At 39.9% G+C, this 4586-nt stretch carries 3 protein-coding genes; 1 reads left to right on the top strand and 2 read right to left on the bottom strand.

Translation table 11 applies throughout. From position 1 onward, the window contains the following. The first annotated feature begins 19 nt into the window (after window positions 1–19). A complete protein-coding gene (locus tag IQ229_RS24695; RefSeq protein ID WP_194044657.1) occupies window positions 20–1756 on the top strand; it encodes a trypsin-like serine protease in 1737 nt (578 codons plus the stop codon). A 58-nt stretch (window positions 1757–1814) separates the two neighbouring features. On the opposite strand, the gene crtO is transcribed toward IQ229_RS24695, so the two are convergent. Further along, window positions 1815–3509 (bottom strand): beta-carotene ketolase CrtO, encoded by a 1695-nt coding sequence (gene crtO, locus IQ229_RS14015; RefSeq protein ID WP_194044659.1) that lies wholly within the window; start codon window positions 3507–3509, stop codon window positions 1815–1817. 125 nt (window positions 3510–3634) lie between these two features. Beyond that, window positions 3635–4375, bottom strand: coding sequence for an LmeA family phospholipid-binding protein (locus IQ229_RS14020; RefSeq protein WP_194044661.1), 741 nt, complete (start codon window positions 4373–4375; stop codon window positions 3635–3637). Between the last annotated feature and the right edge of the window lie 211 nt (window positions 4376–4586).

Raw genomic sequence — 4586 nt, forward strand, 5'->3', positions numbered from 1 at the left:
CTATTAAGGATCTAAAACTATGTCTGTTTTCTCCCCTGATGGTCGAACAAAAGTTAGCAACACCACAACTTTTCCGTTTAGCGCTATAGGAAAGATGAGAATACGTTGGAAAGGGCCAGATGGGGTTATTGATACTGCTGATGATATTATCATCAACGGTTCTGGTGCCATGATTAGTCCCTACCACTTTTTAACAGCAGGACACTGTGTGTATAACACGAGATATGGAGGTTGGGCAGATAAAATTGAGGTGATGCTTGGTTCTACAGGAAATATTATTGCTGGTACAAATCGATCTGACTATGAATACTATAGTGAAGCCAAATCTGTTCATACACGTTCTTTTGAAGGATGGACTCAAGGAGATCAAACTAAAAGCGAAACTTTTCAATACGATATAGGATTGGTTACTCTTGACCGCAATATTGGAAACTTCACTGGCTGGTTTAACTATGGATATGACGAGAATCTCAGCAGTGGAACTTTAATGAATGTCACTGGATACCCTTCTGATAAGTTTGATTCCAATAGCGATGGGAAATTTGACAACTATGATATGTGGACTCAGAGTGGAAAAATCACAAGTACAACTGACTCAATCTTGCGTAGTAATGAGCTAGATATCCTACCTGGAAATAGTGGAGGCCCTCTCTGGCTGAATAATTCCAATACAAATAAACCGACTATTTATGGAGTAGCTTCAAATGAGACAACCAGCAACAACACTCCGCTTTACAACGAGTTCGCCCGAATTACAAGCAGTCGATATAATGAGATTCAAAACTGGATCGACCAAGACACTACCGCGCGCCAACCCACTGACAAAGCTGATTTAGTAGATTCTGATGTGTGGTTTAACACAACCCTTGGAAGTTTTAGTAATAACACTATCAAATATGGGGAAAATTTCAGCATCACGGTCTATCCTCGCAACAATGGTACAGCCGCGACAGGCACTTTCTCGGTTTCATTTTACGCTTCTACTGATACCAATATCACTAATACTATTGGTTCTCATTACTTAATTGGTAATACAACTATTTCTTCGATTAATCCATTCAATTCGGGAACAGCGACTTGGAACGGTGCGTTTCCTAATATCCCAATTGGAAATTACTATGTTATTTCATTTCTAGATCCAACTAATTCAATCCAAGAGTTTGATGATAGTCTAAGCAGCAACCAAAAGGTATTTAGAACTTTACTTACTGTTGCCAATAGTACGCCTATTTCCACACCTCTGACTGTTTTATCAACCGTTAGCTCGCCTTTATCAGCCAATGAAGAAAATCTCACTTTAACAGGTACAGGCAATATTAATGGGACTGGTAATACTAGTAATAACAATCTAAATGGTGGAAATGGCAATGACATCCTTATAGGGGGAAGTGGCAATGATACTTTCGTTGGAGGTTTAGGTAATGATACCCTAACAGGAGGAACTGGATCTGATGTTTTTATTATTAATACCCCTGCTGAGGGAATTGATAACATTACAGATTTTTCGTCCTTAGATGACACAATTTATGTTTCTAAAATAGGGTTTGGAGGTGGACTTAGTGAGGGTATACTTCAAGCCACGCAATTTTTTATTGGTTCAGTAGCAGAAGATAGCAGCGATCGCTTTATCTACGACAATAATACAGGGGGTTTGTTCTTTGATGCTGATGGTACAGGGTTATCCGCTCAAATCCAAGTTGCTCAACTAGCAATAGGTCTAGTCATGACTAATACAAATATTTTCGTGATTGCCTAAATAATCTAGCAACACATCCTTGGGTAAAGACGCGATGAATCGCGTCTCTACAAAAGGCTTAACTAATGCCAAACACTGACTCGACAGTTGACTTAATCGAATCCCGCGCATCTTTCAAAGTTTGGCTAATAGGATGTTTTGCCTGCAAAAATGCCCGCGCACAATTGCGTCCCGGCATTCCCGAAATTGAACCACCTGGATGAGTCCCGGCACCAGTCAAAAATAGATTATCAATTGGCGTTTTGTAGTTGGCTATTTCTGGTAATGGACGGAAAAATATCATCTGATCTAAGGTCATGTCAACATGGTAATAATTCCCTTTGTATGCGCCTAATCTTTCTCCTAGTTCTGCTGGACTTTCTACACGACGGGCAATAGTTGCATTCTTGACATTTGGTGCATAGTCTGCTAGCTTATCAACCACCCTATCTGCAACTTTGTTTTTCAATTCATCCGTCCAACCAGTACCTTTTAAACCAGTGCCTTCTGCACCGGCAATTTGATAAGGAGCAAAATACTCAATCCATACGGTATGTTTACCTGGGGGTGCTAATGTGGGGTCTAAGTAGCTAGGCATCACCACATACATCGATGGGTCAGCATCAGGAATCTCTCCCAAGGTACATTTACTATGAGCCTGTTCCACATGAGCTACGGAATCGGCAATCAAAATAGAACCAACGAGATATTCGTCTTTATGGGCGTGGTTTGGAAAACGCAGTGGTTCGTCTAAAGCTAAGTCTATCTTGAGGATGGTTTCGTTATTGTTAACGATGCGGCGTTCTAATCTTTCCCATAAATCTGGGTCGGCTGCATTAACATCGCTTTTATCAGTCATTTGTAAGAACAACCGCTTGGCATCAATATTAGAAATAACGCCGTATTTAGCGCGATATTCTTTTCCACCAGCAACCCGCACACCTACAGCTTTGCCATCATCAATTAAAACTTTTTCAACATGTTGATCTGTCAGAATAACGCCACCTTTACTTGTGACTAAATTCACCAAAGCTTGCACAAGTGCGCCAGTTCCGCCACGCGGTCTTGCCATTCCAGGATTGTGACGCATTGCCATCATAATTGCACCAATGGCAAGGGTTTTTTGCGATGGTGGCGCACCAAGTTCTGCTGCTAGTCTGGCTAGTGGCGCTTTCAGAAATTCCTCATCAAACCACTCGTTAAGTAAATCCTCGGCGCTGGTTAACATGGTGCGAATAAAGTCCAGCGTTTTGTTCGGGGAACCAATAACCGAAAATAAATCTTTGAATTTTTTGATATCGTAGTTACCAACAATATCTATAATTGATTTTGGCGGTGCATTAAACATAGGAATCATTGCACCGATCGCTCGTTGCCAATAGTCTACAAATTCTGCATATTTTTTGGCATCACGTTCGTTGTAACGAGCGATTTCTGCACAAGTCTTTTCCACTGACTTATGTCCTAAGAAATACTTACCATCAGGATGAGGACAGAAAACAACTGGATCGCACTCCAAATAATGCAAGCCGTATTTTTCTAGTTCTAATTCTTCAACAACTGGCCCTAAATGAATAAATTCATGGTCAATCGCACACAAGTTAAATTTAAATCCAGGAGCTTCTTGTGGTAAGCATTCTTCAGTTGTTGCTGCGCCACCTGGTACAGAACGCTTTTCCAGTAACAGAACGCTATAACCAGCTTTTAGCAAATAAGCTGCGCAAACTAGTCCATTATGTCCAGCACCGATCAGCACAACATCATACTCTTGCATAGTTGGAATTTAGAAATAATAAGTAACTTTTCAAATGTTAGAAAATTTTTATGACATTGACATCATCCCTCAGTAACAAAATTTATCTTTAATAAAGATAAATTTGACTAAGGAGATGATACAGTTTATGATGATGGTATTTGCTTCATTTGAGTTTCTACCATCAGTATTAAACTACCAGTTTCTACTTTTACATCTTTAATATGAAACACCATATCTTCCCACTTAAAATATGGTATGTTCATCAATTCTTTGGCTTTTTGCATTAAAGCTGTAACTACTTCTATGGATATTCCCCCTCCCTCAGTGCAGTTAAAACTCTCCAGCATCGCAGGTTGTGAATGAGTCCGTGGACGTATGATCGCAGTGTAAGCCAAAGGGCGAGTATTTCCCTTATCCTTTAACAGTACTCTTCCCCTACATTCTATTTTGCCATCATTAGGTAAAAATATCTCAATTTTTTGTGCCTCAAAACTTACAATTCTGCCATCTACATCCAAATCAAAATCTTGCATCTTGCTGCGAACAAAGTCTGATGCCAAGGTGCGGTTCATATCTACTTCTGTGAGTACAATACGAGCAATGGCATTTACTGGCTCATTGAGTTCTATTTGTCCAAAAAGGGCGCTTAAGGGATTAATGGTAATACTTTCTGTTTGCAGTTTTATTTCCTGTACGCGAACATCTTTTTCGATCACTAATCCTTGGCCTGCTACCGAAACTCCATCCGCCTGTCCCTGAACTATTTTAAACAGATCGGTTTGTACATCTATTTCGATTTTTTCTGCTTCATCTAGCTTTTCAGATACTCTTCTTTCAGCTTCTTGGGATAAAAATTGTTCCTCCAACCGATGCTCATCAGGCATGAATGAGTAAGCTCCTAAATTTTCTCTTACATTTACTGTAAAGGCTGGATGCTAAGGAGCTGATCTATATTTCGATATATGCAAATTGGAGGATTCAGTAATTAAGTAGAAAGTATTGTTTGTCTTTTGAGTTTTGCTTTTTTCGTAACAACCATTTTTACACCGCCGCTAGGGACAATCGTAATTCCACGGCGGACTGGATGCACAGGAC

It is taken from the genome of Nostoc cf. edaphicum LEGE 07299 (genome assembly GCF_015207245.1).
Taxonomy (GTDB): Bacteria; Cyanobacteriota; Cyanobacteriia; order Cyanobacteriales; family Nostocaceae; genus Nostoc; species Nostoc edaphicum_B.

Coding starts and splice junctions, on each gene's coding strand:
- IQ229_RS24695 (WP_194044657.1), top strand. CDS start 20: ATGTCTGTTTTCTCCCCTGATGGTCGAACAAAAGTTAGCAACACCACA.
- crtO (WP_194044659.1), bottom strand. CDS start 3,509: ATGCAAGAGTATGATGTTGTGCTGATCGGTGCTGGACATAATGGACTA.
- IQ229_RS14020 (WP_194044661.1), bottom strand. CDS start 4,375: ATGCCTGATGAGCATCGGTTGGAGGAACAATTTTTATCCCAAGAAGCT.